A 26517-nucleotide genomic window follows, 5' to 3' on the forward strand; every position below is an offset into this window, starting at 1 on the left:
CCATATTCTTGCACCGCGGCAGCGGTGCGGAAATGATGACACCGGTTTGTCCCAGCATGCCCCTGCGGCCCGATCGAGTCACTCGCTGCTGACTCCCGCCGCGGGGCCTCTGTCCTCCTAGAAAGGTAGCTCGTGAGCGCCCTTTCTACCGAGTCGATTTCCCTGACCGCCGTGCGGGACACCGCCACCGCGCCACCGCCGAAACGCCGCCGGATCCTGTCGCCCGCATATCCGCTGGCGCTGATCGGTTTCGCCCTGTTCGTCGGCGGTTGGTATCTGAGCGTCGACGTCCTGGCTTTACCGAGGTTTCGTGGCCTTCCCGGTCCGACCGAGGTGATCCGGGAGTGGCTCAGCCCGAATCCCGCCTACGGCACATCGATCTTCACCGCGTCCTACTACGAGCACATCTGGGCAAGCGTTCGGCGCGTCGCCCTCGCGTTCGCCGCGGCATTGATCACCGGGATCCCCCTCGGCCTGCTGCTGGGGTGGTCGTCGCGGTTCCGTCAATACGCGTTTCCCGTCTTCGAATTGATCCGGCCCATCCCCATCCTCGCGTGGGTTCCCTTGGCAATGCTGATGTTTCACAGCAGGGAGGGCTCGGTCATCTTTCTCACGTATCTGGCCGCGTTCTACGCGGTGACGCTGAACACATTGCTCGGGGTTCATTCCATCGACCCGAACCTGATCAGGGCGGCGCGGTGCCTGGGCGCCGGCCCGCGTCACGTGCTCCGCACCGTGGTGATCCCGGGATCGCTGCCCTACATCTTCACCGGCCTGCAGATCGGAATGGGTGTCGCGTGGTTCTCGTTGGTCGCGGGGGAGATGATCGCCGGCCAGTTCGGCCTCGGTTACCTCATCAACGCCTCGTACACGACCACCCGCTACCCGACGATCGTGATCGCGATGATCACGCTCGGCGTGATCGGCTTTGCCAGCAGCGCGTTGATCCGCCTGCTCGGTGACCGGCTGATGGCGTACCGGGCGCGGAGCATCGGATCATGAGCGGGGGAACCCTCGCCCTGAAGGCCGTCGGCAAGGTGTACCGGACGACGGGCACCCCGGTGGTAGCGGTGGAGAATTTCAGCCTCGACATCGCCGCGGGCGAACTCCACGTCATCGTCGGGCCATCGGGATGCGGAAAGAGCACACTGCTGGGAGCCGTCGCCGGATTCACCGACATCAGCTCGGGCCACATCGAGCTCGACGGTCAATTGCTGTGCGGCCCAACCCGGCCCACCGCCGCGATAGGCCCGGACCGGGTGGTGGTCTTCCAGGACAGCACCTTGTTCCCCTGGCTCACGGTCGCCGAGAACGTCAGCTACGGCCTGGTGGCGCAGCGGCGCCTGAGCCGTCGCGACGCGGCGGAGATCGCGGTCGAGCGCCTGCACGACGTCGGCCTGGGTGATGTGGCGCGCAGCTATCCCGGCGAGCTGTCCAGCGGCGTCCAACGCCGCGTCGAGATTCTGCGCGCGCTCGTCATGGAGCCGTCAGTGCTGCTGCTCGATGAGCCGTTCCGGGGCATGGACGCGATCTCGCGATCCGCGATGCACGATGCGCTGCTGCAGATCTACGATAAGTCCGCGGTCACAGTGCTTTTCATCACCCACGATATCGAGGAAGCGGTCTACCTGGGCGGCCGTGTCACCGTCATGACGACCCGGCCCGGCCGGGCCAAGGCCACGCTGGATGTGGACCTCGATCGGCCACGGAACCGCGACTTGATCACCGCGCCCTACTTTCGTGAACTCGTCGCTGAGGTCTCCGAGGCGGTCCGTGACGAAGCTAGGCGTGCGTTCGACGCCGGCGAGCGGGAGATGGCGCAATGACAACGCTCTTGCGGCGCCCGGAGTCTGCGGACACCTCAGGCCTGAGGCGCGGAGTGACGGGCATCGTCGTGTTCGCCGGCGTCTGGGAGCTGGCCACCCGGCTGGGCGGCTGGACCGGCGTCGATGTGCCCGTGGTGGGGCAGCTGCCCCCGCCCTCGGCGGTAGCCGTCGACTTCATGAAACTCATTGCCAGGCCGGGCTATTGGAACAGCTGGTCGCTGTCCTTTCAGCGAGTGTTGGCCGGCTTCGCCGTGGCGCTGCTGGTGGGTGGAACGTTGGGGCTGCTCATGGCGACCCGCCCATGGTTTTACCGCGTGGTGTTTCCGGTATTCGAATCGCTAAGGCCGATACCGCCGTTGGCCTGGGTGCCGATCGCCATCATCTTCTGGCCGACTCAGGAGCTGTCCATCACTTTCGTGACCTTTCTCGGCGCACTGTTTCCGATCGTGCTGAACACCGTCGGTGGAGCCGAACAAATCGACCGCAGGCACGTGCTGGCCGCGCGGTCAATGGGCGCGAGCCGGGCGTACGTCTTCCGGCGGGTGCTGCTCCCCGCGCTGCTGCCGTCCCTGGTGACGGGTGCGGCCGTCGGCATGGGTATCACGTGGGAGGTCGTCGTCGCCGCGGAGTTGATCTCGGGCGGCGGCCAGCAGTCCGGCGACGGCGGCCTGGGCTTTCTGGTGTGGAATGCCTATGAGGGCAACAACTTACCGCGGGTCGTCGTGGCGATGATCAGCCTCGGTATCGCAGGCTACCTGTCGAGCGGCCTGGTGCGGGCGCTGGGAGATCGACTCATGCCGTGGCGGCGCGTGGCGGCATGACAGGCAGTCGGGCCGGTGCGGTCGTATTCGATCGCGTCTCCTTGCACATCCGCAAGGGTCGCGAGGACGTCCACGTCGTCGACGACTGCTCGTTCAGCGTGGCGCCCGGCGAGATCGTGGCCATGATCGGACCGTCGGGCGGCGGCAAGACGACCATCGGTTACCTACTGGCCGGGTATTACCGTCCGACGAGCGGACGCATCGCCGTCGACGGCAAGGAGGCCGGGGGACCCTCGGCCGATCGACTGCTGCTCTTCCAAGAGAACGCACTGATGCCGTGGCTGACGACCGCCGAAAACGTCATGTTCGGGCCGCGTGCGCGCGGTGAGGACAGGGTTGTGGCGCGGCAACGGGCGGACGCCGTCCTGGCACGCGTAGGGCTCGCCGACTTCGGCAATCGCTATCCCGCAGAGCTTTCCGGCGGGATGCGGCGCCGCGTCGAGTTGGCTCGAGCGTTGATCAATGAACCCGCCGTGCTGATACTCGACGAGCCGTTTCGGGGTCTGGACGCCATGACCCGCGAGCTGATGCAGGAGTACACGGCCGAACTCCTTGCCGAACAACAGCGCACCGTCCTGTTCATCACGACGGATGTCGATGAGGCGCTGCTGCTCGCGGACCGCTTGCTGGTGATGACGGGACGTCCCGCCCGGCCACGCGAGGAGTTCGCGATCCGGCGGCCCCGCCCCCGGCAGCGGATGGATCTGCTGAATGACGATCGCCTGCAAGACATCAAACACCGCGCCATGGACCTGCTGCGAGCCCCGCTTGCTCGGCACCGCTGACGAGAGAAAGACGCGCATGCGACTGAAAAACACCCTCGCTGTTGCCCTGACCACGGTGCTGACCGCCGTCGGCTGCGCCGCGGTCGGCCACATCGGCGGAAACGACATCGTCTCCAGCGGTGGGGCGGTGCACCTCACCGTCGGCTACCAGCCCTACTACACCGAGGCGTGGTCCGGTGTGGTGATGCGGGGCAAGGAATTCTGGAAGAAATACCTGCCGAGCGGCTCGACGGTGGACTTTCAGGTCGGCCTGCAGGGCTCGATCGTGGTGAGCCAGTTACTGGCCGGCAAGCAACAGATCGGCTACGTGGGTGACATGCCGTCCATCGTCGGCGTGAGCAAGAGAAGCAACCGAGACCTGCGAATCGTTGCGACGCTGGGGCTTTCGGAGGACCAGTGCGGCGTGTTCCTGGTGCGGCCGGACGCACCGAGTTTCGCCAACCAACGTGACGCGCTCGCCTGGTTCAACGGCAAGACCGTCGCCACTCCGCAGGGCAGTTGCACCGACCGCATCGCTCAGGCCACCTTCGGTGCCTTGGGGATCAAGCCCGCCGCCTACCTCAACCAGAGCATCGAGGTGATCACCTCCAGTTTTCAGAACCACACCATCGATGCCGCCATCGTCTGGGAACCGGTGCCGTCGAAATTGATCAACGCCGGGCTGGCCAAACGCGTTGCGAGTGGCGCGCTCAACGATCAGCGCGACGGTGGCTTCCTGGTGATGGACAAGGAGTTCACCGACAAGCATCCCGACATCGCCAAGAGCTGGTTGAAAGCGGAGCTCGACGCACAGCGCTACCTCGCCGACCCGGCCAACGCGGACGAGATCGTGCGGATAGCCCAGAGCCAAACGGAGGGCTATTCGGCGGCCGACCTGCACGACTCGCTCTACCGCAGGTGGCCCGTCGACCAAGGCGGCAGCGCCGAAGGCATTCGGTTACGCCTTCCTTTTGCACCCACCGGTGAGAGCGCCGACCTGATCAAGACCGCCACCGACTTCCTCTACCGCATCAAGGCGATACCGGCTGCCGCGTTGCCCGATGGAGCGGTCCAGCCAGATGCCGCAACCGCGGTGCTGCGCGACGCGGGGGCCAACCCGGCGGTAGGCGCGGGATTCGTTCGGGCGCAATAGGACGCATTCGAATCATGATCAACCCAAACCTGGCGGCCGGCCGGGGACGTTCCTAGGCTGCCCGGGTGACGACGACCAATCCCGCGCCGGCACGTGTGTCACTTCGCGGCGTCAATCGCACGTTCGGAACGCACACCGTGCTGCACGACGTCGACGTCGAGATCGAGCCCGGCGAGGTCGTCGCCCTGCTGGGGTCATCGGGCAGCGGCAAATCGACGCTGTTGCGGCTGATCGCCGGCCTGGACCTTCCCAGTGGTGGACGGATCGAGATCGATGGCGAGTCCGTCCGGGGGATCGACCCGCGCTGCGCCGTGGTGTTCCAGGAACCCCGCCTACTGCCCTGGCGGTCGCTGTCGGCCAACGTCGAATTCGGCCTGGCCCCGGGTACCGGCCGGTCGAAAGGCTCTGCGGCAGTGCAGCACTGGCTGGACGTCGTGGGTTTGACCAAATTCCGCGATCATTATCCGCGGCAAGTGTCCGGCGGCATGGCGCAACGCGCGGGCCTGGCCCGGGCCCTGGCCCGGCGCCCCAGCGTTCTGCTGCTCGACGAGCCGCTGGCCGCCCTCGATGCGCTGACCCGGCTGCGGATGCAGGACCTGCTCGACACGGTGCAGCAAGAGGCCGGCACCACGACGGTGCTGGTGACGCACGACGTGGACGAGGCGGTGATTCTGGCGGACCGGGTGCTGATCCTGCGCGCCGAGGCGACCGGCGGCGCCGGCATCGTCGCGGAATTCGACATCCCGATTCCCAAGCCACGCGACCGCGGCGACCCGCGTGTCACCGCGCTGCGTGATCAGTTGCTGGAAGAACTTGGCGTCCCGCGACGCAGCAGTGACAGCCTGCGGTCCGCTGTCGATGAGGAGGCGGAAATTTCGTGAAAAGGCGGTATTTGACGACGCTCGCCGTCATCGCGGCGGTCACCGCGGTGTCTGCGTGCGGGTCGAGCAACGGCACGGCGACGTCGAAGGAGCTCCACCTGGATTACGCCTACTACAACCCGCTGAGCCTGGTGATACGCGATCAGCACTTGCTTGAAAAGCAGGGCTACAACGTCACTTGGGTGCTGTCGCAGGGCAGTAACAAGGCCAACGAGGGACTGCGGTCAAAGGCCTTGGACTTCGGCTCCACCGGCGGTTCTCCCGCCTTGTTGGCGCGGGCCAACGGCACACCGATCAAGGTCGTCGACGTGTACGCCAGGGGGGAGTGGACGGCCCTCGTTGTCGCCAAGAACTCGCCGATCAACTCGGTGGCCGACTTGAAGGGCAAAAAAGTCGCCGTCACCAAGGGCACGGATCCCTACTTCTTCCTATTGCAATCGCTTGCGACAGCGGGGCTTTCATCCGCTGACATCGAGATCGTCAATTTGCAGCACGCCGATGGCAAGACCGCCCTCGAGCGCGGCGATGTCGACGCGTGGTCCGGACTCGACCCCTTCATGGCGGAGACGATCCAACAACAGGGATCCCGCATCATCTACCACAACCCGGACTTCAATTCCGGCGGTGTCTTGAACGCCCGCGAGGATTTCATTGCCGCCCATCCGGATTCCGTTCAGTTGGTGGTCAACACCTATGAGGAGGCCCGGAAGTGGGCAAAGACGCACCCAGCCGAGCTGGCGGCATTGCTAGCCTCGCAGGCGAAAGTGACGCTGAGCGTGGCGCAAGAGGAGCTGCAGCGAACGGCGTTGGACATCGACCCGGTGCCGGGGGACTGGCTGCGAGCGGTGCTGACCAGGGTCGAGCCGCTGGCAGTAGCGGATGGCGATATCAAATCCGACGACGCCGGCCGCGCCGCCCTGAGCACACTGTTCGAGCCGAAGTACGCGCAGCAAGTTCACTGACGCCGAAGGCGGGGCGGCTGGCCAGGTTGCCGCTCGTGCTGGTGGGACTGATCGTCCCCGTGCTGCTGCTGGTGATCTGGCAGCTGGCGACGGCGGTCACCGGGTTTTTCGCCCCCAGCCAGCTGCCGCCTCCCGGCGACGTGGTGTCCGCGCTGGGCGGCCTGCTTCGGCACGGCGAACTGTGGACTCACCTGAAGGCCAGTGGTTCGCGGGTGTTAATCGGTTACTTGGCCGGGGCCGGCGTCGCCCTGACGCTGGGCTCCCTCGTCGGGCTCTCGGTCACGGTGCGGAGGCTGCTCGCGCCGACCCTCGCGGCGTTTCGCACCGTGCCGTCCTTGGCGTGGGTTCCGTTGCTGCTCTTATGGTTTGGTATCGATGAGACCCCGAAGATCCTGATGGTGGCCATCGGCGCGTTCTTCCCCGTCTATACGACGACGGCATCTGCGCTTGCTCACATCGACCCCCACCTGCTGGAGGTCGGGCGAGCCTACGGGCGACACGGTGCCTCGCTGTTGACGTCGGTGATGCTGCCGGCCGCGGCGCCCGAGCTGGTGAACGGTCTGCGGCTGGGCCTGGCGAACGCGTGGCTCTTCGTGGTCGCGGCCGAGCTGATCGCATCCTCGAGGGGGCTCGGGTTTCTTCTCATCGATAGTCAAAACAGTGGCCGCACCGACGTGATGCTGCTGGCCATCGTGCTGCTGGCCGGTTTGGGCAAGCTCACCGACGGGGCCCTGGGCGCCCTCGAGACCCGGATCGTGCGGCGCCGCGGGTAGTCCGTGTCAGCAGACAAGCGGCGGTGATCAACTGCCAGACGGTGATCGAGTACACGCTCCCGCGTTCCCATGCGCCGTCGGACAGCAGGTACGTCGTTGCCGTCGCCGATTTGATCATCAGCATGGCAAGACACGACAGGCCCAGGGCCGCAATCGCTTTGGATAGTCCGCGATACCGGCGCCAGGCGGTAAGCGGCCCGATGACACCGGACCCCACCAAGATCGCGGCGTTGCCCCCCACGATGGCCAGCAGGGCGCCGACGATGTGTACCGTGCCGCTGTGCACTGTCCCGATCACGACATTGCCCAGGGCATTTGCCGCGACGGTACCCAAAAACAGTCGGGCCCTTCGGTTGTCGGGAACACCTACGATCAGTGATGCCCCGACAAGGAAGAGGATGCCCTGCAGGTAGAACGCCGCATGCATCAAGTAGGCGCGGGGCGAGTGGATCGAACGGCCCTGCACCGGCGTGCCGCGGGGAAGGCCGAGATCGCTGATGTAGTTGCGTGCGTAGCTGTAGGCCGGCTCGAAGGCCGCGGCGGCCAGCGCCTCCAGTACCAGGTAACCGACGGCCGCCACGATCCACAGGGCTGCGCCGCGCGTGCTGGCCGAGTTACGTTGCTTCATCTTCGCCGTCATGCTTTCACGTGGGGCGACTTACCCGCACAATAACGCGATGCGTGCAGTGTGGGAGATCCGGAGAATCGCGGCGCATTCGGCGTGCACGGCTACGGGAGTTCGTCGCTGCCTGCTGGCCGCCACCCTGCTTGTTGCGCTCGTGGGATGCGGCGGGCCGGCACACAACCGCGGTGCGCCGTCGTCGGGCGGTGACTTCGCGGGTCCGATCGAGATCGGCGGCGGGCGGCACCTGTATCTCGAATGCCACGGAAAGGGCGGGCCCACAGTCATTTTGGAGTCCGGGTATCACAACTCATCGGATCCGTGGAGTCACTCCGATTCCACCGCCCCGGCAACGGGCCCGGCCGTGCTGCCGGCCCTGGCCGCCGACCACCGCGTGTGCGCCTACGACCGGCCCGGGACCCTGCGCTATCCCGATCCGGCCAGCATCACCGACCGCAGTTCGCCGGTCGCGATGCCCCGCACCGCGCAGGACGTGGTCCAGGATCTGCATGCCCTCCTTGCCGCCGCCCATCTTCCGGGCCCGTACGTCCTGGTCGGGCACTCGCTGGGCGGGCTGTTCATCCGGCTGTATGCCCAGACCTACCCCGACCAGGTGCGGGCGCTGGCATTCGTCGATGCCTTTCCCGTCGAAATACCGGGCCTGCTGGGCGCGGATTGGCCGACCTATCGCCAGGCGTTGGACCAGCCGCTGCCCCAGTTCGCGAACTCGCCGGGCTTCGAGGAGATCGACATCGAGAAGAGCGTCGCCCAGGTTGGCGATGCCCCGGCGTTCCCGCCCGTTCCCACCGTCGTGCTGACCAGGACCGAACCGTTCGCGGTTCCCGGCACCGTCTCACCCGAGCAGGGCGCCAAGCTGGAACAGGCGTGGCGAGACGCCTCGGCGGATCTGATCGCGCTGCGGCCGCAGACCCCGCACCTGATCGCCACCGGCAGCGACCACTTCATCCAGATCCACCAGCCCGATCTGGTGGTGGCCGGCGCGCGTCTGGCGATGCAACGGGCGGAGCCGAACCGCTGACCCCGATTAGAAGAACGTCCCGGCATGCGGCGCCTCGGACACCGCGAACAGTTGGTCGGCCACGTCCAGGGCGACCGGATCGTCGGCCCGGGCCAGCCCGGCAGCGGCGAGACTAATCGACTATGCATGACTATGCATGACCTGTTGGATCTACGGTCAGTCTGACCCGCAAGCAACGCGCGGCTTTGCAAAAGCTCACTGATCGTAAGGTGCAACAACGATGTGCAGGTGCTGGTGCCGCGTCTTTGGATGTCGCATTAAGCCGGCCTGCGCACCACGTCGTCCAGCGGCAGAAAGTCGAGTTGTGGTTCCGGCAATGAAGATGGATATTCGCGCAGGATAGGGATGTGTGGGAGCGCTAGTGTAGTCCGTAGCCACGGTATAAATTCCTGACGTTTCGGAAAGACGATCATGGTGGGGTGGACATGAAGCCTAAGGGCGGTGGTCGCGTTGCCTGAGGGCGCGACGTGGCAGCCCGGCTGGCAGACGGCCGAAGATTTGCGCGAAGAGTGGTATGAGGCGCACGGTTGGATCGCGGAGCCGCCCCAGCAACTCGTCGACGAGTGGGAGGCGCTGCGGCGTGCTGAGGAGGACTACTATCGCGGGCCGGTGGACGACCCTGCAAACGCCGGGCAGTGCACGATCGGTTCTGACATAGACCCGGTTTTATTTGTTCCCGCGCACCCGCAGTTTGGTGAGCGCCACGGTGACATCGCGGTGGAGTTGTTTCAGCTTTCCACCGGTCAACCGGTGGTGATTGCTTTCCGATCGGTCGAAACCTTAGTGGACAGGTTGGGGCCGTATCAGCCCTGGCTGCGCCTGCCAGGTGAAACAGTCGTCAGCTTGAGTGGTGGCATTCTTTTGATCGATCCTGACCGCGAGGTTGTGACATCCATTTGGACGGAAGACCGGTTCAACGCACTGAAGGGGGCATTAAATGACGGACTTTAAAGCCGTCATCGATGATCTGACCGCGTTAGCGACCCGTTACGCTACCGAGGCGCCGATCTACGAGGGCGTTGCCGAGAAGCTGAAAGTGGCGCCGCCGGACTCGGGAGACGGAGCGCTTAATGAGTCGATGCAAACTCTGATCGATGAATTGGGGACGCTCAACAGCAAGATGGCGGCCAGTCTGCTGCAAAATGCTGACAAGATTAAAGATTGCCGTGACAGATACCAGATCGCCGATGATTCCGATAAGAATCGCTTCCTGTGGGATAACATGACAAGCGGTATCCAGTGAGCTGGGTAGGCGGAGACATCGCGGGTCTGATTGCACTGGGCCATACCCTAGAAACCGTGCCCAGTCAGATGAAAGACATTGCTAACGCATTGGATTCGAGCGTCGACACGCTCGCTAACGACGCCAGTTGGTCTGGGCACGGTGCCGAGGCGTTCAGGAAAGCGTGGACGCTGTCGTCGGTTCGGATCGCCGGGATAGAAAGCTCCTACGAGGCCTTCGGTGGTGTTGTGACCGAGCTGGGCCATCAGCTGCAAGCTTTAGAAAATGACCTCTATAACGCTGCGACACAGGCGAAATCGGAAGGCGCCCAGATCGGCGAAAACGGCCAACCGTTGCCCCTCGTCATAACCGGAGATCCCAACGCTCCAGACGCGCAACGAGCGGTAAAGGCACAGAACGACTACAACCAGCTCTACGCGCAGATACTGCAGACTGCACAAGGCTTCCGGATCGCGGCGGCGGGAAAGATCCAGAAGGTATCGGGCGACCTCGAACCGCCAGAAAATGGCAAGGAACCTGCTTGGGATAAAGCCACCACCATCGCTGACTACTTAAAAGGACTCTACGTTATCCCAAATGCGAGAAATGATCACCTTGCACAAGTTGCCCCTGGGAAAATCGACGAATTGCGGCAGCGGTTAAGGGATGCGCGAAAAGATCTCAAGGCAGCGAGGGATGCCTACGCGGCGAAGGGCCTCTCACTGCCCAAAGGCGATTGGGCACGTACCAACCACCTGTCTGCCGTCAACGATGTCAAGCTGCAAGAAGCGGCACTCGACGGCGCGTTGAAGGGCGAGGGCGAGTGGCCATTCTCAAAAATCTTGAACTCCAATATCGGAGACCTGGGCAAGCTCGCCTATCCGGCATCGGAACTGGCAAGATTGCCCAAGGGTTTGGAGTTCCTCAAAGACATACCAGTGGTTGACCTCGCCGCCGCTGGCCTGATCGGCCATCTACAAACCGTAGCTGACGTGGAAAAGGGCTGGTCACCGAATAAGGCTCGGGTGTCCGACTACGGGCCACAGCTCGCCGGCATTGCGGCGGGCACCGCCGCAGCTGGCGCCATCATTGCCGCGCCTGTCGAGCTACCCGTCGCCGCTGCCCTTGCCGTCGGCGGTGCGCTTGCTTGGGGGGTTGGAGACTTCGGCAACTCAATCACACACGAACACTGGGCTGAAGATATTCACGACCGCGGTGTAATGTCCGGGCTCTTACATGGAACCGGTCATGTCTTCTCGCAAACAGGGAATGCCTTAGTCCACGACGTAACCGACGTGGGTGGTGCAATTGGGGACGGCGCAAAAGGCTTATGGCACAGCGTATTCGGATGAATAACACGGGGGAAGGTTCGATTCCATCTATCAAATACTTTGGAACCACGTGGTATGAGCGTGGCTGGCCTTACTGGCGTCGCCGGTTTTGGTTAGCAGCTCTTGGATTTCTAGTGGCTTCAGCGGTAACGGGTGCCGGCGCAATCCTATTCTTTGCGCTCTTCAAGCTGATTTCCTCCACGCCGGGGCGTCTGATCGCTGTGACGCTAGCCAGCTTGCCGATTGTGTGGAGCTGCTACTCGGCCTACCTAAAGTTGCGGCGGTCGCCCGAAGATCGTGCTGTTCATCGCCCCATGAGTTTCTCGCCACAACCACCGGAGCGCGTGCGGGCGGGTAGTGCCGCGGGTATCGCCACTGGCGTTTTTGCGTCTGGCGGATCCGGGCTGGCTGGTGGCCTCATAGCAGTGGGCAGCCTCTTCATCGTCGGCCAAGCACTGGGTTACTTCGCCATCACCCTGGGCAAGTATGTCAACGAGGAGGAATGGCGACTCGCGCGGCAGTACGGCCTCGAGAAATAGAACGTCTCCGCCGTTCAGGCTGCGGTGCAAAACCGGCGCAAAACCTTATAGCACGGCGCATTCGGATGAGTAACACGCACGATGGCTCGGTGCCGTCGATCAAGTACTTCGGAACCACGTGGTATGAGCGTGGATGGCCTTACTGGCGTCGCCGCTTATGGTTGATCCTCTTCGGTTTGGTGTTACTGCTCGCCGTCTTGGGGGGCATCACGGCGCTTTTTTTCGGGCTCTTTGCGCTCGTTAAGTCGTGGCAGTGCCGTTCAGTTGTTGCGGTCGCTGCCGCGATACCGATTCTTTGGAGCTGTTACTCCACGTACGTAAAATTGCGGCGCTCGCCCGAAGACCGCGCGGCTCATCGCCCGATGAGTTTCTCGCCCCAACGACCCGAAAATCTGCGGGCGGGCGGCGCCGCAGGTGTTGCGACAGGTGTCTTCGCTTCCGGTGGCTCCGGCTTGGCCGGGGGCCTCCTAGCTGTCGGCAGCCTCTTCATCGTCGGCCAAGCACTCGGTTGCGTCGCCATCACCCGGGGCAAGTATGTCAACGAGGAGGAATGGCGGCTCGCGCGGCCGTACGGCCTTGAGAAATAGAACTTCGGGACACCGAACCGGCCCGTTTCGCGTGAAGGTGGGCACCTGACCTGCGTTCTTGGTGAATGACACCGCCTACGTCGGTTGGGATGGTTGCGCCGTCGTGACCAGTGGAGACCACGAACGACACCGTCCTGCTCGATATGCCGACTCACTGGCTCGCCATCGCTCCGTTTGTCGGTACTCCTGGCCGCCACAGCAGCCGCCCCGACCTGCGAGGCGAGCGAGTTTTTCGTGTTAGTCAGGTGCCTAGTCGCTGATAGGCTCATCTTGCGAAAGGGGGCTATGCGATGACTACTCCTTTACAAGTGGAGATCGAGGCGCTGGGGCGGCTACGGCCTGAGCTGAGCGATTTGGGTAGCTCGCTGAAGCACGCTGCGCAAAGTCCCTATAAAGGCGCGACCCCGGACCCGGCAGGCGATTCTCCGTCTCTGGTAGCCGCCCGGGCGGTCAGTAGCGAGGCGATTCCGGCGGTGCAATCGGCGATTGCGGATCGCTTCACGGAAGTCGGCGATCTTGTGGAGATGGCCCGAACCAGATTCACTCGCGCCGATCAAGATCTGATCACGGCGATTAATGCCGGAGGCTCGCTGCTGCCCCCCGACAGCAAATGACGATGAATCCCCTGGGTTCGCAACTACCGATGCAGTTCACCGAAATGCAATCAATGCAGTGCTGATGGAGAAGCTGTCATGGTGACCCGTACCCAGATCGATCACGCGAACCCGCAGGCCGTCCTGGGCATGATCGATTCCTGGAAAACATCGGCCAAGGACATGCTGGACCGAGCGGATACCTACCGGCAGGCCGTCACCTTCCCAGGCGGTCAGTCGTGGTCCGGTGTTACACGGGATTCTGCGGTCGCGATGGCCGGCAAGGACTACACCGCGATCGGCCACATGCGTGACGCGATTGACGCGATGGCCGACTCGGCTGCCAACGGGATCAATTTCAACGTGATTCCTAAGCTCAACGAGGTGCGCGCCAAGATTGCCGACGCCGAAAATGATGACTTCGAGGTCGAAGATGATCTTTCGGTGATAGACACCGAGGACGATGGCGGGGACGCGCCCGATCCGAAACGGACGCAGGATCGCGAAGCCTACGAACAGGACATCCGAAAGTTGGCCAAGGCGTGGTGGGACGCCGATCAGGCTGTGGCATCGCAGATCGACAAAGACAAGCAGGGGTTGGCGACCAAATTCACCGGGGGCCACGTCGCCGAATCTCCCGAGCAGGCTGAGCGCGATGTGCAGGCTGCGCTGGGCGGCGATAAGGGTGCCGCCGCCCGCGTCAACGCCGTGCTGGACTCGATCACCGATGACCAAAAAGCCGGGAAGGCACCGTTGACGCCGGCACAGGCAGCTGTGTTGAGTCAGTTGCAGGCTCAAGAACACGGCATGTCGAAGGATGCGCTGAACAACGCCGAGCGCAACCTCGGCGATCAAAGCCGGATGATCCCGAATTCCTGGCAGCTGATGAGTAACGACAGAGTTGGGTTTCCGAAGACCCCGCTCACGGTGGGGGCCAAGCAGGGCTCCGACATGACGAAGGGCGGGTTCGGGCAGTTGCCCGGCAGTATCCAGCAGGTATTGAAATCCCAGCCCGGCGGGGAGGACAGACTTAAGGCTCCGTGGGAGGGTTGGACGGGTACGGATTACGCACTGACATCTGCTACCGCGATCAAGACCGGCGTCAACGACGCCGCGGCGAGGGTGTTCCTCTCATCTCCTGGTACGGGTCCCGGTGCGGCAGATTCCGGGCTGGTGAAGTGGTTCGAGGACCCCAAGGTCGGGCCTGTCGAGTTGAAGGGATTTTCTCGCACCAACGGTGCGCTCGCCGCGGTCCTGGCTGTGCCCGCAGCCATCAATGATGTCAGCAACGAGCACAATTCGGTGCCCGAGGCCATCACTCGCGAAGCTGGGGGGGCCGCGCTCGGAATCGGCGCAGGTGCGCTTACGGACGTGGGGGTGACTGCGAGTGCAGCTGTCCTCGCAGATATGGCGGCGGGTTCAGCGATCGGATCGGTTGTTCCGGGCGTGGGGACTGCAGTCGGGCTTGTGGCGGGCGCCGTTGTCGGTGGATTGTTTGCAACCGGGGGGTCGAAATTAATCGGCGAAGCGTGGGACAGCATCTTCGATTAGGGCGTTGATCATGCGCTTCGGCGAGTATGTAGCGCGCAACGGCCTCGTTGTAGAGCCCGTCAACCGGTTTGCCGGTTTCGCGGTGGAGATAACTTTGCCAGGAGGCTGGCAGCCGTTCCGCTCCGTCCAAGGTATGTGGGTGTGGTGTCAGATGGATGCGAGTTCTAGCGGCGCGTTCAGTGCTAACGCGGTCTTGACCATGCATATTGTGGCGGACGCTCTCGAAGAGGGAGAGGTGTTCGGAATGCTCGCCGACGAGCAGCTCCACTCCGTTCTCAACTGCCGGGAAAACTATCGCGAAGTCTGTCAAGCCGAGGATGGTATCGGCCTCCAGGGGCTGCTTGTACTGGAAATTTCAATTCCAGACTTCGGCGCGATTTGCAGTCTTACGCAATCCCGCATCGTCAGGTATGGGGAGGAGACCATGATTGCGCAATTTACGGCCACAGCATTGGCGAGTGCGCCGCCGGATCAGGCGGATTTTACGCTGCGGGTCCGACCGGGCGCCGCGGCCAAAGGTGTGAGCGTGTGGACCGGTGACGTGCACTTTGACTGAATTGATCGCATTGGCCAAGTGGCGCGGAATAGTCCAGCGTCGGCGCACTCCGGAACGCGAGACGGTTGCTGATGGCTGAGGCAAGGCCGAAGCGCCGGTGGGGCTTCATGCTGCCCTATCTCATTGGTGCAGCAGTCTCCCTGTTGGGGGTGTTCGGTGCGCTAAAGGGGGTCGAGTGGTATTGGAGCCTCAGTGTGTTCTGTGGGGGGCCCCTTTTCATTTTGGGAAGCCGTCGGCGAATTTTTAGCGTTGGAGTCCAGCGTGCGGGGGACGAAATTATCTGTCGGTACCGCCCGCTGTCGGAGGGGCTCACGTACCAGTGGGCCATCGTCATGCCGTTGATCGGGGCCGCTCTCGTTGGTGCGGGTTTCGCGCCTGGCAACCCTGGGCTATGGCGATTCGGCGGGATCCTCATCCTTCTGCTCTGCCCGCTAATGATATTCGGTTTTGTGCGCATGGGCCGCCGCGCCCTTGTGTGCGTGAATGCTTCGACGTTGAAGGTTCGCGGCAGCTCATATGCGGGTGAAGGTGCCGCCATCACCGAAATCCGTCGAAATCTGGTCCAGTCGATCGAACCCAAGCGAGTCAAGCGATGGTTGCAGGTCGAAATTGTCTACCAGATGGACAGTGCGAACGGGGAAATCAAATCCGTCGGACTCGGCCCCCCAGGCCCGCAAGTCAGTGTCGAGATATCGAGCCTGCTCAAAGCGTTGACGATCTGGAAAAATGGGGATGATTGCCCTTCGACCGAGTTGATGGATCAGGTCGAACAAGCGCTTCGTAACCGGTCGATGGCAGGCTTGTGAACGCTTCTAATGGCCAGATGGGCGCTCCGACGGCCGGCCGATACCTGGGAGGCTTCGCCTTATCTGATTTAGCTCAGATACGGGAGGGCCGGGGTGAGGACTATTTGCCTTATCCGTTTATGCAAACGGGACGCCCGGGTCTCGGTGTAGATACAGCCATCGCGCGGGACGAACTTTCCTACCGTCTCACGGACGGTGATTTATCCGCTTTCCAGGGGTGGATAAGAGAGTATCCTCGGGCCGATATCTGGCTCGAGTGTCGAGTGCTACACCGCTTGGGTGCAATCCCTGACACCCGAATATCGGCCTTCCGCGCCGGTCAGTTCGGATTCTGCGCTTCGCAACGATTCGATGTAGACGTGGTCGATGTCTATCAGGTCTCGCCCTACGAATTGGGCGCTGCGGTCTGCGGGTCGCTGCAGCTCAGTCAGCCCGGCAATCTTGCGCGAATCTCGGTGCCGAAATACGTGAACTACTTTCGAGCTTCGCCCGCGCATCTCGAGGACGATGACTACGAATTGTCCGTGTTTGATGTCCGGCCGCGGAACGCCGGTCCGATCGTCACCGAGATCCCGAACGCGGATGTAGCTGCGATAGGAACGGTTCAATCGCGCTGTCTGCCCGCACGGTCCTGGGGTATGGACTGGCGCAAGAAATTGGTCGCCTGGGTGCAGATCAGCGAGGACGGTGACTATGTCTACCAGCCGGATTTCGATTACGCCGTACCGATGACCAAGCAACATCTCATGGGCCGAATCGATGAGTTGATCGCCGAGGATGTTGCAGTACTGCGGCGGCGGCGTGAAAACCTCTGAGCCGTAAGCGAATGACCTAGCCAAGATTCTCGGACCAGCTAAGAATCTCCCGGGTGGCCTTGGCGGTGACGCGCCGTTGAACTCGGGGTCCTTGTTTGAAGTCCCTACCAACGGACCGGGCCTGCCGAGAAATGGTGCGCAAGCCGCGTTTACCTCGGGATATTGTGGCCTGGTGGTTGACGCTGCAGATGAGCCTGCTGGTGACCGCGGCTTAATCGAAGAGGCCGTCAGAACGTTGGTATCGGCGGCGCCGGCTGGGTGGGCGCAGATTCACGGCGAGTTTGAGCCCGCATCGCAGCCGGCCGTTGCCGTGGTGTCGGTGACAACGCAGCAGGGCAGTTCTCAGCCGCTGGCCGTCTCGGCGAGGGCGATGACCGCGCTGGCTAAGCAGCAGCAGTCGGCGGCGGCGGCGGGTGCGCCGTGGCGGCGGTTGGTGATCGACTGCCATGCTGATGGGCGGCTGTCGGCGCGCGCTGAGCGGTTTTCGGAGGGTTCGGGTTCGAGCGACCCGCAGCGCTGGCCGCGGTGTGTGCTCGCAGTGTTGACGGTCGCATTTCTGATCGGTGCCGGGCTGGTGCTCGCGGTGGGGTGGCAGTGGTCGCCTCCCCCGCGAGTCGCCATGATCCCGGTGCCGCCGCCCCCGCCGCGCCAACAGGAGGCGTTTGATGTGATCAGTCGTTGGTATGACGCGGACAACCATTCGAACGCGGCTGGTATGCGAGCCGTAACATGCGCCAACCCGGGCCGCGAGGTCGCTAACCGAATTACCTTGGTCGAGCGGCACGGTGAGAAGGTAGCCCTCACATATCCGGAGGCTATCTCCTCGTTCACCGACGACAGCGGACAGTTCAAAGCAGAACTACGATATCGCATGCACCCCTTAGACGAAGCGACGCGACAACAGGTGGCTAAGGCCGAAACGGACTCCAATGGGTTCTTTTTCGATTACCTGTTTCTGGTCGATGAGGGCGGACAACTCAAGCTGTGCGATCTGTTGCCTGGGGCCGAATCATGAATGGTCTGAGCAGGTTGACTGAAAACCTTCGCCGCGCTGCAGCGTGCCCGAGCGGGCGAGGCGTGGCGTGAACCGGTTGAGCCAGCCCAGCCGATGGCTTCAACGGATTCCGTTCTGGCTCTTGGTGATTGCGACTACAGCGTCTGCGTCACTATTTGCCGTCGCGATCTTTGGGTGGGGTCACGGGCGCAGTGCTGCCACGTTGCGGGCGATGTCAGCCAGTGAGCAGATGCCCGACGCGCAGGCTCGCGCAGTCGCCGACAACACGATCCGGGCATTCAGCCGGGAGATAGCTGCGTCGAACGTCCCCAATCTGGAGGCGTTGTCGTGTCCCAATCCCACGCCCCACGGCATGCTTGCGACCACGATCAACGATGTCAAAAGACATGCCCCGTTTCTCTACAACAAGCAACTCGCGACAACTAGCTCGTTTCGCCGTGCCGGACCGGTGTGGTTCCTCAACGCTTTCTACAGTGATGGCGGAGGCTTCGTGTTCGAGTTGCACATTATCGACGGCGAGCTGCGAGTGTGTCAGATCGGCGGCGCTCCGGTGCCCTAACGTGTTGGTGGGTAACAGATTTTGAGGAAGGGTGATTGCGGTGTCGGGTTCTTCGGTGCCGCCGGGTGAGTTTCGTTGGGTTCCATCGGATCCTGTGCCCGGGGTATCCCCGCCGCGCAGGCGGCGGCATTGGTGGTGGATCACTGCGGTGACGGTGATGGTCGCGGCGCTGGTGGTCGGTGGGGTAATGGCGTGGCGGTTTCGGCACCGAGACGTCATCCAGAGTGCGCCGGCGCCACCGTCGATCGGTGCACCCAAGGACATGCTGATCCCGTTCTCATTGCTGCGGTTACCGGTCGCGGCGTGGCATGTCAGCGCCACCGATGTCGGGTTGCCGCCTACTGCCTCGACCGGGTACGCGTTCGCCAGCGACGGCGACAAAGGCTACTTTGCCGCCAGCGACTGCGGCGGTGGCTGCCACGGCCCAGCCCACAAGCAACTGGGCCCGGCTACCGGGTACGTGTATGGGCTTGATCTGCGCACCGGTGCCCGGCTGTTCGGGCCGATCACCCTGCCCGGCTTTGACACCACCGGCGGTGACTGTTATGCCAACGGCCCGTCGATGGCAGTCTGTTTCGGTTATGACCCCACATTGAAGGTGTTGTCATGGGTGGTGGATCTGGACCGCCGTGCCGTGATCTACAGCGGCCCCACCGACTTCGATAGGACCCAACCAGGGCGCCTGGGGGTGTCGCGGCTGCTGCACGTGGTTCAGGGAAAGGGGATTTACGGTACCGGGCCTGACGCCAAGCACAGCTGGTTCGTCCCGGGAAGTGGGATCCCGACCGGCGTCGACGCATTGGACGCGCAGGCTCTGGTGCCGCCGATGACGATTGCCGCCCAGTTGGGTGATGGCGGGCAACAGGACCGGGTATTCTCGGTGATCGATGGCCGCGACTTGACACCGGCCCCGCCGCCGGGAGTGAAGCTGGGCCGGGTGGTGCTCTATGACGGTGGGTTTGCCTATCCGTGGACTGAGGGCCCCACCACCGGGGGGATCTTGTTTTATGACACCTCGGGCAAGCTGGTCAAAAAGGACACCTCTAGGCCGGTGACGTTGGTGGACAATGCGGTGATGCCGACCGCCTTTGACAGCGACAACAAGCAGTGGGAGATCTATACCGCTGCAGGTGATCTGGCGATCCGGTTCAAGGCCACCGACTCAACCGGTGACTTCCTGACCATCGGCAGCACCGTGCTGCAGCGCGACGGCGCCGATTTCCGCAATATCGGCAACCGCAAACCGTGGCAGCAGTGGGATCTGACCACCGGCAAACCGGCCGGGCCGGACTGCAAATTCGACAAGGAATACTTTGTAGGATCCGACGGCCGCGTGATCTTGACCGACGGTGGTGACGACTACCACCAGGTCGCCATCGATTTGGCGACCTGCCGCACGCTATGGGAGAGGCCGTCGGGGGAGGCGTTCGTGAAAATCGGCCGAGCGCTGCTGAGGTACGGCCCCGGTGACACCGTCAGTGCACTGCGCGCGCCCGACTGATCAATCAACGGACCAGCTTGCCGGGCAACCGGTCGTCGAGAAGAGGTGGTTGTGGTGTCGGGTTCTTCGGTGCCGCCGGGTGAGTTTCGTTGGGTTCCATCGGATCCTGTGTCCGGGGTATCCCCGCCGCGCAGGCGGCGGCATTGGTGGTGGATCACTGCGGTGACGGTGGTGGTCGCGGCGCTGGTGGTCGGTGGGGTAATGGCGTGGCGGTTTCGGCATCGAGACGTCATCCAGAGTGCGCCGGCGCCACCGTCGATCGGTGCGCCCAAGGACATGCTGATCCCGTTCTCATTGCTGCGGTTACCGGTCCCGGCGTGGCGTGTCAGTACTGCCGATCTCGGGTTGCCACCCACCGCGTCGATCGGGGTTGCGTTCGCCAGCAACGGTGATAGGGCTTACTTCGCCAGCAGCACCTGCGGCGGTGACTGCCACGGCCCGGTCGAGAAGCAACTAGGTAAATCCACCGGGTACATGTACGGGCTTGATCTGCGCACCGGCGCGCGACTGTTCGGGCCGATTACCCTGCCCGGATTCAGCACCAACGGCGGCGATTGCCATGCCAACGGCCCGTCGATGGCGGTGTGCGTGGCCTTGGACAACACGCTGAAGCTGTCGTCGTGGGTGGTCGATCTAAGCCGTGGGGCCTTGATTTACAGCGGACCCACCGATTTTGGTAGCACCGCCGAACCGCGTTACCTCGGGCTGTCACGCCTGCTGCACTCGGTTCAGGGGAAGGGGGTATACGGGATCGGGTCGCAGGCCAACCACACCTGGTTCGTCCCGGGCAGCGGGATCCTTAGCGGCGTGGACCCAATGGGGGCGCAAAACGTGTTGCCGCCGTTGACAATTGCCGCTCAGTTCGATGATGGCGGGCAACAGGACCGGGTGTTTTCGGTGATCGACGGTCACGATGTGACTCCCCCGCGGCCACCGGGTGTGAAGCTGGGCAGGGTGGTGCTCTATGACGGTGGGTTTGCCTATCCGTGGACCGAGAATTTCACCCATGGGGGGGTGTTGTTTTACGACACGGCGGGCAAGCTGGTCAAGAAGGACACCTCTAGGCCGGTGACGTTGGTGGACAATGCGGTGATGCCCACAGCCTACGACGGCGACAACAAGCAGTGGGAGATCTATACCGCTGCAGGTGATCTGGCGATCCGGTTCAAGGCGACCGACTCAACCGGTGACTTCCTGACCATCGGCAGCACCGTGTTGCAGCGCGACGGCGCCGATTTCCGCAATATCGGCAACCGCAAGCCGTGGCAGCAGTGGGATCTGAGCACCGGCAAACCTGCCGGACCGGATTGCAAATTCGACATAAACCGCTATCGGGGGTCTGACGGACGCGTGATCGTGACCGGCGAAGGCTACGAGGATGCCCAGGTCGCCGTTGATCTGGCGACCTGCCAAACGGTATGGAGGCTGCCGGCCGCGGACGCGTTCTGGAGAATCGGCAGATCATTGCTGCAGTATGCCCGTGGCGGCGACGCCGTCACCGTGATGCGCGCGCCCGACTGACACGCTTCAGTCTTCCTGGAAGCGCTTCAACGCCGAAATATCTTTGCTGATAAGGCGATTGACACTATCCCTCAAGTCACGGGCTGTCATCGGTTTCGCGTGGCTGTAGTCAGGCACATAGAGGTAGTCGCCGTCGTCCTTGACGCGCACCCATACCGCCGCGTCCTTGGTGCGATCGAATCCCCACTCCCGAGTCGGGCGCCAGTGGCTTTGCGCCGTCGCGTAGAGGGTGATTTCGGATTCGGGCACTTTCGGCGTGGTCGCCGACGCGGTGACCGGAACCGAGAATGCCGCAGGCGCACCGTCCGCGGCGGTAGATCGAGACGGACGGGGAATATACTCGGGGATAACGATTTTCGTCCGCTTACCGGGCTTGGTCAACACTGCCGACCCGGCGATCGCAGAACCGAGGTCCTGTGGCGGGAGGGTGAAAACGTCGACTTCGTGGTCGGCGGTTTGTATCGCCAAGAATCCGTATCCCCCCGATCGATGTGCCAGGATCCGTTGGCTGGGAGGGTCTGTGCTGAAGTACTGCACGTTGCATTCCACCCAGATGTCCGCTGACAGATAGGTGGTGAACCATTGTCGGAAGACCCGCAAATCTCCGTGGTTGAACCGGTCGGGCGCGGGGTCGGCGCCGTCGGCGCGCCGGGCGTAGATGTTGCACCGTTCCGGGTCGCGCACGACGAACGGGTACGGTATGAACTCACGCCCGTAGTAGACGCTTATCGCATGCAGGTCTCTAAGGTCGATGCGTCCCACCCGGCTGAGATTGACGACGCTGCCGCCGCGAGGTTGCCCGCGAGTCAAGCGCAACCCAGCATGAGGTCAGATTCGATTCGGTTTGGCCGGTGGGGTTTTGGCGGGATTGTTACCGAGTACGGGGATGACTGCGTCCTCGGACTCACCGAGCACCTCCTCGCCGTTCTTCTGAATGCGTAGCGCCTTGCTCGCCTTGTGGACCTTGGTGGCTTCGTCGCGGCGTTGACCGGCCGCGGGGGCTCCGGACCCGGCGGACCCAGCGTTGCTGACCCCCGCGCGAGAAACCGGAGCGGCGGGGCTCGTCGTCGCTTTGCTCGGCTGCGCCATCGGGGCCTCGGCGGGACGTGCGGCGGACGGGCGAGCGCCGGCGCCGCCTCCGCGGGCTCCGGCGCCCTTCGATCCGCCGTGGGCGCCCTTGGGGCCGAGGTTCAAGACGCCTTCGCGCGGGCGGTTTCCGGGGCTTTTGGTCGCGTCGAGCCCTTTGTTGGCGGCCTGTTGGGCGGCGTTGCCGGCCTGCCCAGCCCCGTTCTGGGCGGCATCGGCGGCTTTGGAGGCGGCATCGCCAGCGGGGTTGCCGGCGCCGCCCGGGGACGGTCCGGCCGGTGGCGCGCTTGGCGCCGCGGGACTCGCGCCCGCCCCCGCGGCCGAAACCTCCGGTGACCCAAGGCCACCGGGCTGAATCCCGCCGCCACCACTGGCGCCTCCCGATGCTCCCGCCGCTGCCGGACCGGCCGCCGGGGTATTGATGGTAGGCGGGAGGATACCCGTGACGTCCGGATGTTGACTGGCGATGTCTTTGATCGGCGGCTGGTATCGGGTCTGGATGAATCGATGCGCTATACCGGCGTAGATGTTTTGAATGTCTTCGCGTGCGGCAGGCGACGTCGCGTTTGCCAGAGTGTTTTGATACATCTGCCAGTTGGGGCCGGTAAAAAATTGCTTTGCGGTGCCGAGATCGTTCGAAAAGGTGTTGAGCAAACCGGGCATACGGTTGGCGGCGGCTAAGAACGCCTGTAGATGCTCCAGGGACTTATCGGCATGTTTTTTGACCTCTTGCGCGGTATGTCCTTGCCATTGGTCGTGGGCTTGACCAGGATTGGCCAGGCTCGCGAAGTGGTCTATGAAGCTCTGCCCAAAGCGACCTACTGTGTCGCCGTGGTGACCCCACTTACCGGCGTGGTCGCCGGCAAAGTTCTCGTCGATGTCCTGGACGGCCGCATGGCCCGCATCGAAGCTATTGATGTCGTCTTCGCCGACGGGCATGTTCCTGGTGGCGCCGCCGGCGTTGTGCACCTTCGCCATTCCCGTATCGGGTATCGGTGCGTTGATCTGCGAGCCCAGATTCATTAGGTCATCAGTGGAAACGAGTCCGTTTTGCGGGCCGGGAGCGATCGGCGGTGGTGGGCCGACAGGCGGTGGCCCCGCCGGAGGGGGTCCACCGTCGGTATCCCAAGGAATGAAGGGGGGGTCGCCCGGTCCTCCACCCATGTTGCTCTACTTTCCTGCCGTTCGACGATTCAGTGGTGGTCCGCGGCCTTAAATCTCTGGCAGGCAGTGTCGATGGCACGACCGAAGGCTTCCAAAAATTGCTGGTAGCCGTTGAGCAGCTGGGCGATGTCGGCAGCGTCTCGGTTGAGGTTCGTCGCGGTTGTGACGGCCGAGGGCAGCGATCCGACCCCGGTCAGTTTCATGTTGGCGATGTCAGTGTGCGCCTGCTGGACAGCGGCGTGAAGGTCACCGATAACTTTCTGGCACTGGTCTGCCACGTTAGGGGAGAAGACAAAGTCAACAGGTGGATTAACGCTCAGCCGATTTAGCTCGTTCGTCGCGTCTCGAATCCATGGGTCGCCCATGTCACCCCTAGCACTTACCGCCCAGCCGTCAGTCCGGGCATACCCAACCCCTCAAGCATAAAGCGGTCCGAGGGGATCTGGCATCGCTAATCGACGCGACCGGCCAGCGCCTCGGCCGCGACGCCCTCACTTCGGCGCGACGAGCGAGTGCAGCTCGTCGTTCGTGCGCTGGATCAACGTGGTACCGTCCCGCCACACCTCCGTGGGCGCGTCTGTGGCGATACCACCACCTACACCTGCTGCACCCGACACGGTAGCGACACACGCTTCGGGAGCCGCATGAAATGCCGCGACGGCTACACCCCAGGGTCGGTCCACACCTACTTCGCGTAGGTTGTCCAGTCTGTTTACGGATTCGGGACTGAGCATGGGAACCATCGCCGCGGAGTTGCTGCGTACGGCGGTGGTACCGCAAACGTTAGGCGTCTGCGGTACCGCCCGCCCTATCAGCTCAGGGAGTCGGCGTGCCGTTGCCGGGTGCCGGCGCGGCCGGGCTACCTGCCGGGGTGCCGACACTGCCATTAGCCGCGGGTGCCGGCGCCGGGCCGGCCGGTGCGGGCGCTGCCGGCGCGTTCACCGGTCCCCCCGCCGCCGGCGCTGGGCTGGCTGGAGCTGGGGCGCCCGGTGCGGGGTTGGCTGGAGCCGGTGCTCCCGGCGCGGGGTTGGCTGGAGCCGGTGCTCCCGGCGCGGGGCTAGCGGGAGCCGGTGCTCCCGGCGCGGGGTTAGCCGGGGGGGCCGCCGGGTTTTCCGCGGTATCACCGCCAGCGACGGGCGGTGTCGCAGGTGCATTCGGGTTGTCCGCGGGCAGCGGCGTCCCTTGGCTTCCCGCAGGCAGCGGGGTGCCCTGGCTGCCCGCCGGCAGCGGGGTGCCCTGGCTACCAACAGCCGCGGGCGTTACCGTGGCGCCCGGCTTGGGCGTGGTAACGGCGGGGGCGGGTGACGTCACCGCCTGGACACGCGACCCTCCGCCGCCCGAGGCCGGCCCACCGGTCGGCTGCGTCCACGTGGCGGAAGCGGCATTGCCGTCGGTGTAAACCACGCTGGTGGGCTTGTCACCGGTGATGTCGAAATACAGCTTGCCGTTGGTCTTTTGGCCCTGGGCCAGTGAGGCAGGGTTGACGCCCTGCGGGGTGGCAACCTGGTAGAGCACCGGGTAGGTTTCGCCGCTCGCCGAGCGGGCGCTGAAATTCGACACGATCGGGATGACCGATCCCTGGATGGCTTCGTCGGTGGCAGTTGCTTCCCAGAGCGTGCCCTGAACCGCGTACGGGATGGTGTCCTTACTGGGCTGAAGGCTACTGACGGTCCAGCCCTGCACCACATTGCCGTTCGTCAGCGTTGTCTGACTACCCAGCTGGTGGGAAGCCGCCGCCTCGGTGGCTTGGTCGGCAGAAGCGGTCGGTTGATTGGCAAGGCCGAGGCTTACTGCCGCGATGACGCTGACGGCAGATGCCATCGCTGCGGTGGCTGTCTTCACTGGGGGACACTCCTGTCTCGGTACGAATGCGGTTTGGGCGATCGGCTGCTAACTCAACTGGCAGATTAAGCCATTTTGGGTCTTCCTAAACATCACTGTCCAGAGTTCAAGCAGTTGAGTGCGAAATTCTTTGCGACTCGAATCAGACTGAAAATAATGGACCGTCGAAAGAGCTTGGGGGTTGTCTTAATTCCTGGTTACGAATGCGACGACCACCACGCGAACAGCTGATCGATAGTGGGTCCCGGCACGCTCGCCTGAACGGTGCTGAGCATCAACTCTGCCTCGTTTGTCCATGTCAGCGAGGGATTTCCTTGCGGTGCCGCGCAGAGCACCATGCCGCTTGGCTTGTCCGGGCTGGCGACGTGATGCCATGGGCCCGGCGACTGAATGCGTCCAGGGCAGATGATGACGGCGCTGGCGGGCACTGCCCGGTCGAACGCCGAGCGCAGAGTCGTCACGTCCGGATACAGGGTGTAGGTCGCCGCAGGCGGGCCGTCCGGATCGACGTTTTGGTCGCAGGCCACCTGTGCCAACGCGCGTTCCGGAGGAGCAGTGGGCCTGCAGACGCCGGGAAGGTAGCCGGCGGGCAGCTGCCCGAACAACCGGGCCTGCGCCACCGCTGCCGGTGTGGTCGGGGTCGTGGTGGTCGACGCAGTGGGTGTGTCCGAGGTAGCGGGTGCCGCGGGCGTCGACTCGGATGGGCGCAGCAAGAAATAAAGGCCCACCCCACCGGCGGCCAGCACGACGATCGCGGCCATGGCGCCTAGCACGACTCGTCGACGCCGCCGGCCTCGTGGCCGGTCATGCGGGTCCGGCGGCGCGGCGAATCCGCCTGGCCAGGCTCTGCCCGCCGGAGGTGCTGAGGACAAATGGCCGGGCGGCGGTCCGATGGGATATCTGGAGTCCGGCTGGGCCGGGGCCGGGGGGTAGTGCGGTACCGGAAGCGGGGGCGCCGGCATGGCGCCGGTAGCCGGGGGAGGAGGGA

28 protein-coding genes and 1 pseudogene are annotated in these 26517 nt (G+C 63.8%); 23 read left to right on the forward strand and 6 right to left on the reverse strand.

The genetic code is table 11. The features are described from left to right. Nucleotides 1–132 precede the first annotated feature (132 nt). The 8 genes from ACYQ8K_RS11270 to ACYQ8K_RS11305 all read left to right on the forward strand — a co-directional run bounded on the left by ACYQ8K_RS11270 (nucleotide 133) and on the right by ACYQ8K_RS11305 (nucleotide 7180). Nucleotides 133–1002 carry an ABC transporter permease gene (locus ACYQ8K_RS11270; protein WP_459968857.1) on the forward strand — a complete coding sequence of 290 codons (870 nt, stop codon included), beginning with the start codon at nucleotides 133–135 and terminating at the stop codon, nucleotides 1000–1002. Further along, nucleotides 999–1826: an ABC transporter ATP-binding protein gene (locus ACYQ8K_RS11275; RefSeq protein WP_459968859.1), complete on the forward strand. Its 828-nt coding sequence runs from the start codon at nucleotides 999–1001 to the stop codon at nucleotides 1824–1826. The genes ACYQ8K_RS11270 and ACYQ8K_RS11275 overlap by 4 nt, the downstream gene beginning before the upstream one ends. After that, nucleotides 1823–2647 carry an ABC transporter permease gene (locus tag ACYQ8K_RS11280; protein WP_459968861.1) on the forward strand — a complete coding sequence of 275 codons (825 nt, stop codon included), beginning with the start codon at nucleotides 1823–1825 and terminating at the stop codon, nucleotides 2645–2647. Before ACYQ8K_RS11275 ends, ACYQ8K_RS11280 begins: the two co-directional genes overlap by 4 nt. Then, the gene (locus ACYQ8K_RS11285) at nucleotides 2644–3432 is read left to right on the forward strand and encodes an ABC transporter ATP-binding protein (RefSeq protein ID WP_459968863.1); all 789 of its coding nucleotides are present in this window, start codon (nucleotides 2644–2646) and stop codon (nucleotides 3430–3432) included. The genes ACYQ8K_RS11280 and ACYQ8K_RS11285 overlap by 4 nt, the downstream gene beginning before the upstream one ends. A gap of 16 nt (nucleotides 3433–3448) precedes the next feature. Beyond that, nucleotides 3449–4564 carry an ABC transporter substrate-binding protein gene (locus ACYQ8K_RS11290; RefSeq protein ID WP_459968865.1) on the forward strand — a complete coding sequence of 372 codons (1116 nt, stop codon included), beginning with the start codon at nucleotides 3449–3451 and terminating at the stop codon, nucleotides 4562–4564. 95 nt (nucleotides 4565–4659) lie between these two features. Further along, complete coding sequence (locus tag ACYQ8K_RS11295; RefSeq protein WP_459968923.1) at nucleotides 4660–5445, forward strand: ABC transporter ATP-binding protein; 786 nt, start codon at nucleotides 4660–4662, stop codon at nucleotides 5443–5445. Continuing rightward, nucleotides 5442–6407 carry an aliphatic sulfonate ABC transporter substrate-binding protein gene (locus ACYQ8K_RS11300; protein ID WP_459968867.1) on the forward strand — a complete coding sequence of 322 codons (966 nt, stop codon included), beginning with the start codon at nucleotides 5442–5444 and terminating at the stop codon, nucleotides 6405–6407. Before ACYQ8K_RS11295 ends, ACYQ8K_RS11300 begins: the two co-directional genes overlap by 4 nt. Before the next feature lie 71 nt (nucleotides 6408–6478). Further along, a complete protein-coding gene (locus tag ACYQ8K_RS11305; protein ID WP_459968925.1) occupies nucleotides 6479–7180 on the forward strand; it encodes an ABC transporter permease in 702 nt (233 codons plus the stop codon). On the opposite strand, the gene ACYQ8K_RS11310 is transcribed toward ACYQ8K_RS11305, so the two are convergent. After that, nucleotides 7125–7808, reverse strand: coding sequence for a DUF998 domain-containing protein (locus ACYQ8K_RS11310; protein WP_459968869.1), 684 nt, complete (start codon nucleotides 7806–7808; stop codon nucleotides 7125–7127). The genes ACYQ8K_RS11305 and ACYQ8K_RS11310 overlap by 56 nt on opposite strands. Nucleotides 7809–7857: 49 nt before the next feature. Between ACYQ8K_RS11310 and ACYQ8K_RS11315 the strand changes: the two genes are divergently transcribed. The 15 genes and pseudogenes from ACYQ8K_RS11315 (at nucleotide 7858) to ACYQ8K_RS11385 (ending at nucleotide 21437) form a co-directional block, all read left to right on the forward strand. Beyond that, nucleotides 7858–8841: an alpha/beta fold hydrolase gene (locus ACYQ8K_RS11315; protein WP_459968871.1), complete on the forward strand. Its 984-nt coding sequence runs from the start codon at nucleotides 7858–7860 to the stop codon at nucleotides 8839–8841. 441 nt (nucleotides 8842–9282) lie between these two features. After that, complete coding sequence (locus tag ACYQ8K_RS11320) at nucleotides 9283–9792, forward strand: SAV_915 family protein (protein ID WP_459968873.1); 510 nt, start codon at nucleotides 9283–9285, stop codon at nucleotides 9790–9792. Then, entirely contained in the window at nucleotides 9779–10084 is a 306-nt protein-coding gene (locus ACYQ8K_RS11325) for a DUF6317 family protein (protein WP_459968875.1), read from the forward strand. The genes ACYQ8K_RS11320 and ACYQ8K_RS11325 overlap by 14 nt, the downstream gene beginning before the upstream one ends. Nucleotides 10085–10140: 56 nt before the next feature. After that, nucleotides 10141–11415 carry a hypothetical protein gene (locus ACYQ8K_RS11330; protein ID WP_459968876.1) on the forward strand — a complete coding sequence of 425 codons (1275 nt, stop codon included), beginning with the start codon at nucleotides 10141–10143 and terminating at the stop codon, nucleotides 11413–11415. Nucleotides 11416–11528: 113 nt separating this feature from the next. Next, nucleotides 11529–11933, forward strand: a complete 405-nt coding sequence (locus tag ACYQ8K_RS11335) for a hypothetical protein (protein WP_459968877.1) — start codon at nucleotides 11529–11531, stop codon at nucleotides 11931–11933. 65 nt (nucleotides 11934–11998) lie between these two features. Further along, nucleotides 11999–12520 (forward strand): hypothetical protein, encoded by a 522-nt coding sequence (locus ACYQ8K_RS11340; protein WP_459968878.1) that lies wholly within the window; start codon nucleotides 11999–12001, stop codon nucleotides 12518–12520. A gap of 308 nt (nucleotides 12521–12828) precedes the next feature. Further along, nucleotides 12829–13134, forward strand: coding sequence for a hypothetical protein (locus tag ACYQ8K_RS11345; RefSeq protein ID WP_459968879.1), 306 nt, complete (start codon nucleotides 12829–12831; stop codon nucleotides 13132–13134). Nucleotides 13135–13734: 600 nt separating this feature from the next. Beyond that, a pseudogene (locus ACYQ8K_RS11350) lies at nucleotides 13735–14664 on the forward strand (TPR repeat region-containing protein); the annotation flags it as partial. A 10-nt stretch (nucleotides 14665–14674) separates the two neighbouring features. Next, nucleotides 14675–15220 (forward strand): hypothetical protein, encoded by a 546-nt coding sequence (locus tag ACYQ8K_RS11355; RefSeq protein WP_459968880.1) that lies wholly within the window; start codon nucleotides 14675–14677, stop codon nucleotides 15218–15220. 107 nt (nucleotides 15221–15327) lie between these two features. Beyond that, a complete protein-coding gene (locus ACYQ8K_RS11360) occupies nucleotides 15328–16026 on the forward strand; it encodes a hypothetical protein (RefSeq protein WP_459968881.1) in 699 nt (232 codons plus the stop codon). A 359-nt stretch (nucleotides 16027–16385) separates the two neighbouring features. Further along, the gene (locus ACYQ8K_RS11365) at nucleotides 16386–16841 is read left to right on the forward strand and encodes a hypothetical protein (RefSeq protein WP_459968883.1); all 456 of its coding nucleotides are present in this window, start codon (nucleotides 16386–16388) and stop codon (nucleotides 16839–16841) included. 76 nt (nucleotides 16842–16917) lie between these two features. Beyond that, nucleotides 16918–17856 (forward strand): hypothetical protein, encoded by a 939-nt coding sequence (locus ACYQ8K_RS11370; protein ID WP_459968885.1) that lies wholly within the window; start codon nucleotides 16918–16920, stop codon nucleotides 17854–17856. A gap of 229 nt (nucleotides 17857–18085) precedes the next feature. Then, on the forward strand, nucleotides 18086–18415 hold the full coding sequence (locus ACYQ8K_RS11375; RefSeq protein WP_459968887.1) for a hypothetical protein: 330 nt from the start codon (nucleotides 18086–18088) through the stop codon (nucleotides 18413–18415). A 148-nt stretch (nucleotides 18416–18563) separates the two neighbouring features. Then, a complete protein-coding gene (locus tag ACYQ8K_RS11380) occupies nucleotides 18564–19916 on the forward strand; it encodes a hypothetical protein (protein ID WP_459968889.1) in 1353 nt (450 codons plus the stop codon). A 162-nt stretch (nucleotides 19917–20078) separates the two neighbouring features. Next, nucleotides 20079–21437 (forward strand): hypothetical protein, encoded by a 1359-nt coding sequence (locus ACYQ8K_RS11385; protein WP_459968891.1) that lies wholly within the window; start codon nucleotides 20079–20081, stop codon nucleotides 21435–21437. A 6-nt stretch (nucleotides 21438–21443) separates the two neighbouring features. On the opposite strand, the gene ACYQ8K_RS11390 is transcribed toward ACYQ8K_RS11385, so the two are convergent. The 5 genes from ACYQ8K_RS11390 to ACYQ8K_RS11410 all read right to left on the reverse strand — a co-directional run bounded on the left by ACYQ8K_RS11390 (nucleotide 21444) and on the right by ACYQ8K_RS11410 (nucleotide 26290). Continuing rightward, a complete protein-coding gene (locus tag ACYQ8K_RS11390; protein ID WP_459968893.1) occupies nucleotides 21444–22199 on the reverse strand; it encodes a hypothetical protein in 756 nt (251 codons plus the stop codon). 66 nt (nucleotides 22200–22265) lie between these two features. Continuing rightward, nucleotides 22266–23501 (reverse strand): hypothetical protein, encoded by a 1236-nt coding sequence (locus ACYQ8K_RS11395; protein ID WP_459968895.1) that lies wholly within the window; start codon nucleotides 23499–23501, stop codon nucleotides 22266–22268. A 215-nt stretch (nucleotides 23502–23716) separates the two neighbouring features. Continuing rightward, complete coding sequence (locus ACYQ8K_RS11400) at nucleotides 23717–24052, reverse strand: hypothetical protein (protein ID WP_459968897.1); 336 nt, start codon at nucleotides 24050–24052, stop codon at nucleotides 23717–23719. Between the two features lie 451 nt (nucleotides 24053–24503). After that, nucleotides 24504–25508, reverse strand: coding sequence for an MPT63 family protein (locus ACYQ8K_RS11405; protein ID WP_459968927.1), 1005 nt, complete (start codon nucleotides 25506–25508; stop codon nucleotides 24504–24506). A gap of 218 nt (nucleotides 25509–25726) precedes the next feature. After that, on the reverse strand, nucleotides 25727–26290 hold the full coding sequence (locus ACYQ8K_RS11410; RefSeq protein WP_459968899.1) for a hypothetical protein: 564 nt from the start codon (nucleotides 26288–26290) through the stop codon (nucleotides 25727–25729). Between the last annotated feature and the right edge of the window lie 227 nt (nucleotides 26291–26517).

It is taken from the genome of Mycobacterium sp. MUNTM1 (genome assembly GCF_054660795.1).